The organism is Xenorhabdus khoisanae (assembly GCF_001037465.1).
GTDB classification, from domain to species: Bacteria; Pseudomonadota; Gammaproteobacteria; order Enterobacterales; family Enterobacteriaceae; genus Xenorhabdus; species Xenorhabdus khoisanae.
The window spans coordinates 1-4,630 of the sequence record NZ_LFCV01000088.1 but is presented as its reverse complement, the minus strand read 5'-3'; the positions used below and the strand labels follow the sequence as shown (position 1 = coordinate 4,630).

The window sequence follows — 4,630 nt, the reverse complement described above, 5'->3', positions numbered from 1 at the left end:
ATTGTTGCATGACACCTTTTTTATTGTCAGTTTGTGAGGTGATAACAAAGTGTACAAGGTCATCTGTATCGTGAAGTCTATAATCTGACATGGAAAACTTAGTATTAACATCGACAGAAAAGAATTGATCAGCCTGTTGTATATAACTTAAATAATTTTGACGTTTTTCATTCGTTTTCATATTCATAATATATTCTCCAATCTCTATTAAACCAATTGAACCAATTGAATACTTTGAATATACACTTCCTATATTGAGGTGTAATTTGAAATCTATTAGCCAGTAGTATTCCAGCCACGTCAGCCCTAATCCCATTAATCTCTTATGTTATGAATAAAACATATCTGTTTTGGGGATGCATCACCAAAATTTGTCAATAAATGAGGATTTACAGAGGATTAGCAAAATGTGTGGTCACTGAATAACAAATGTCCTCATATATGTTATGGTTAGATAGTGTACTGATCATAATAAGAATGGAGGAGTTATGTCGTTTAAATTAAAAACGGACTGTGCTTCAACGCTCTCTATCAGTAGTAAATTGATTGAGGGTGGATCTACTGGCAGTAAGATCTATCACTATTACAGCTTACCTTTATTATCCGAGCGATTGGGTGAAATATCCCGCCTACCAAAATCTCTGAAAGTTCTGCTTGAAAATCTTCTGCGTAATCTTGATGGTGAGTCCGTTGTGGAAGGTGATCTGGAAGCGCTGGTGGAATGGCAGAGAAACGCCCATGCAGATAGGGAGATTGCCTATCGTCCAGCCCGTGTGTTAATGCAGGATTTCACCGGCGTCCCGGCTGTGGTGGATCTTGCTGCCATGCGAGAAGCTATGTTGAGGCTCGGTGGAAATGTGGAACAAGTTAACCCATTGTCTCCTGTTGATTTGGTTATTGACCACTCAGTGATGGTGGATAAATTTGGCACAGAGCAGGCGTTTACTGAAAACGTCCAGATTGAAATGGAACGTAACTATGAACGTTATCTGTTTTTGCGCTGGGGACAGAAGGCTTTTAATCGCTTCCGCGTTGTGCCTCCCGGAACGGGGATTTGCCATCAGGTTAACCTTGAATATCTAGGGAAAGCGGTTTGGTATGAAGAGCAGGATGGTAAAAGTTTTGCTTATCCAGATACGCTAGTTGGAACGGATTCTCATACCACTATGATTAATGGATTAGGGGTTCTGGGATGGGGGGTTGGCGGAATTGAAGCTGAAGCCGCCATGTTGGGACAGCCAATTTCAATGCTAATCCCGGATGTCGTTGGTTTTAAATTGACAGGAAAATTGCAGGAAGGGATTACAGCAACCGATCTGGTACTGACAGTCACTCAAATGTTGCGTAAGTATGGTGTTGTCGGAAAATTTGTTGAATTCTATGGTGATGGTTTGTGTGATTTACCGTTAGCAGACAGGGCAACCATTGCCAACATGTCGCCTGAATATGGCGCAACCTGCGGTTTCTTCCCTGTTGATGACATTACATTAGACTATATGCGGTTAACCGGGCGTAATGAAGAGGAAATTGCCTTGGTTGAAGCCTATTGTAAGGCTCAGGGGTTGTGGCGTAATGCAGGGGATGAACCCATTTTTACCAGTACTCTTGAGTTGAACATGTCGACAGTTGAGGCAAGTTTGGCCGGGCCAAAACGTCCTCAGGACCGAGTGGCGTTGGGAAATGTACCACAAGCTTTCCAATCTGTCATGGAATTGGAGATCCAAAAAAATCAGGCACATTCATCTTCGGTATCCGTCACCTTGGATGATCAAACCTTTGCACTGCAAGATGGTGCGGTGGTAATCGCTGCCATTACATCCTGTACAAATACGTCTAATCCCAGTGTGCTGATGACTGCGGGCTTACTTGCCAAGAAAGCAATTGAGAAAGGTTTGCAGAGTCAGCCATGGGTTAAGACTTCACTGGCTCCGGGTTCTAAAGTTGTTACCAATTATCTGGAATTGGCAGGTTTTATGCCATATCTGGAGAAACTCGGTTTCAATTTGGTAGGATATGGTTGCACCACCTGTATAGGTAACTCTGGCCCGTTACCAGATCCGATTGAGGCGGCTATCAAACAATCTGACTTAACGGTAGGCGCTGTACTTTCCGGCAACCGGAATTTTGAAGGGCGTATTCATCCGTTGGTGAAAACAAACTGGCTGGCTTCACCGCCGCTGGTGGTGGCCTATGCTCTTTCCGGCAATATGAAAAAAGATCTGACGCAAGAACCCATCGGGAGAGATCAAGATGGCAAGGATGTTTATTTGAAAGATATTTGGCCTGATAGCAGCGAAGTCGCGGCAGCGGTAGAACAAGTCAGAACGGAAATGTTTCATAAAGAGTATAACGCTGTGTTTGATGGTGACGAGAGCTGGCAATCTTTGGATGTTACAAGTTCAGCGACTTATTCTTGGCAGCCGGATTCTACGTATATTCGTCATCCGCCTTTTTTTAGTGATATGACGGCTGAACCTAAACCGGTGGAGGATATTCACCAGGCTCACATCTTGGCAATCTTGGGGGATTCGGTCACGACTGATCACATTTCGCCTGCGGGGAATATTAAAGCTGATAGCCCAGCCGGACGTTATTTGCAAGAACACGGGGTTGTACCAAAAGATTTTAACTCTTATGGCTCAAGACGCGGTAATCATGAAGTGATGATGCGGGGAACATTTGCCAATATCCGTATTCGCAATGAAATGGTTGCTGGTATTGAAGGAGGGTACACTCGCCATATTCCATCACAGTCTCAACTGACCATCTATGATGCTGCCATGCGTTATCAGGAAGAAAAGTTACCATTGGCCATTATTGCAGGTAAAGAGTATGGGTCAGGTTCAAGTCGTGACTGGGCTGCGAAGGGCACAAGGCTGTTGGGAGTCCGAGTGGTGATTGCTGAATCTTTCGAACGCATTCATCGTTCTAATCTTATCGGTATGGGCGTATTGCCGCTGGAATTTCCTCAGGGAGTCAGCCGCAAGACATTAAATCTAACAGGTGATGAGAGGATTGATGTGGCTGGATTGGGAAACATTAATCCCGGAGAGACTATTGCAGTGAAGATCACTTATGCCAATGGGCAGGAAATTGTGATAGATGCTCGTTGCCGCATTGATACTGGTACAGAATTGGCTTATTTCTATAACGATGGTATTTTACATTATGTGATCCGTAATATGTTGAAATAATACCTTTGCTGTAAAATAGCTGCAATCAGATAAACGATACTTAAAAATAAAAACTGCGTCTATGTCGACGCAGTTTTTATTTTTAATGTACGCTCTGGTTTTTACACGCAGCTCGTGTTTAAACTGACTGCAACAATAAATGCTTACCGCTCTTCCTTCAAGTGGTCTGTTGCTGTTAAAAACCATGGATTTGGAAAAATAAAGCAGTGAGGAAATTTTCATTAGCCAAGTGAGAATGTTGATATTATCTCACTTGGCATTGTTTCAATAAAGATATTTAATATTTCAATCAAGTGGCTTTATTTCAACAAGATAATCAGGAGAGTAACGCGATTCTATTTTGACATCAACGTGAAATTCACCTGTGTTATCAGAAAAATCGCCAGGGTAATCGTTAAATAAAAGTACTAATTCACCATTTGCAGGAATTGTCTTGTGGAGCACACCATTGCCAATTTCGTAGGTCTTGCCCCCAATTTTGGCAACCAAACTGTATGCCTTGTTACTGGGTTCATCAGCAACACCCTGGGGCGCAGTATATGGATTTCCCGGCCCACCATATTGCACCCACCCTCTAGCAATAACTGATATTACATCTCCCGCTTTTAGAAAAAGCCCTGTGGCCTGACCATTTTCAGCAATAGCAGGAACATTTCCAGACCAATCATACATAGTATTACCTCCAATTATGTCTTTATAACTTTATGAAGGCGGTGGGATACTTCTCCGCCTGTGAACATCAATAAAATGATTCATCAATACTGGAGAGTACGGCTTGATTAGCGTTAATGGATGAATTGCATGTTTTGATGGCAGGATGACATAAAATAATAAACAGAGGATCAATAAAATCTATTATTACATTAATAAAACTTGATGCGATAAAAGTGAAATTTTCCACCTGTTAATCCCTTGATTTACCCGCTTGTACGAAACCCCACACAACCCCAATCAATTCATTCAGCCATCCCCATTCGTTAATATATTCAGGCTATCTAGCAGCTAATTATCTATAAATATAAGGAAATAGTATGTCTAAAGAAGACTTATTTGCACTAGTGGAGCATCTTGTAATTAATGACTTAATTATGTATTCCCACGGTAAAGCCAATTAAAAGGTTTGGCGAATACTTGGTTGTAATATTGAATATATTTTAAAATGAGTGTCCGCAATATCTCTTTGCTGCTGACCGAAAGCCGTCTGAGCAAATGTCGGGATATCAGACTGAACCAGCATTCAATTTGATTTAACCAAGAGGCATGTTTGGGAGTATAAATGAACCGGATCCGATGTGTCGGGTCTGACAGAAAATGCATGCGTGTCTCCATTGACTGAAGCCTCCCCCACTTGCCTTTCACGCCCAACGTCTCATTATGTAGCGGTCAAGAAATCCCGGACATTTTTTTAGCCTCTTTTTCTTGTTTTTCATAAACGG

Annotated in this window: 3 protein-coding genes and 1 pseudogene; 1 reads left to right on the top strand and 3 read right to left on the bottom strand. The window is 42.1% G+C overall.

Going from position 1 to position 4,630, the window contains the following annotated elements; translation table 11 throughout:
• Positions 1-316 (bottom strand): annotated as a pseudogene (locus AB204_RS13405) (hypothetical protein); the annotation flags it as partial.
• Positions 317-488: 172 nt separating this feature from the next.
• On the opposite strand from AB204_RS13405, the gene acnA reads away from it, so the two are divergent.
• Positions 489-3,194, top strand: coding sequence for an aconitate hydratase AcnA (gene acnA, locus AB204_RS13400; protein WP_047963871.1), 2,706 nt, complete (start codon positions 489-491; stop codon positions 3,192-3,194).
• 285 nt (positions 3,195-3,479) lie between these two features.
• Here the strand turns inward: acnA and AB204_RS13395 are convergent, their stop codons facing one another.
• Positions 3,480-3,866 carry a LecA/PA-IL family lectin gene (locus AB204_RS13395; RefSeq protein ID WP_047963870.1) on the bottom strand — a complete coding sequence of 129 codons (387 nt, stop codon included), beginning with the start codon at positions 3,864-3,866 and terminating at the stop codon, positions 3,480-3,482.
• A gap of 414 nt (positions 3,867-4,280) precedes the next feature.
• Entirely contained in the window at positions 4,281-4,511 is a 231-nt protein-coding gene (locus AB204_RS23985) for a transposase (protein ID WP_161796568.1), read from the bottom strand.
• Positions 4,512-4,630 lie beyond the last annotated feature (119 nt).

What these genes read in the sequence shown, in the direction of transcription:
- AB204_RS23985 (WP_161796568.1), bottom strand. Translation starts at nt 4,511, where the DNA reads ATGCATTTTCTGTCAGACCCGACACATCGGATCCGGTTCATTTATACT.
- acnA (WP_047963871.1), top strand. Translation starts at nt 489, where the DNA reads ATGTCGTTTAAATTAAAAACGGACTGTGCTTCAACGCTCTCTATCAGT.
- AB204_RS13395 (WP_047963870.1), bottom strand. Translation starts at nt 3,866, where the DNA reads ATGTATGATTGGTCTGGAAATGTTCCTGCTATTGCTGAAAATGGTCAG.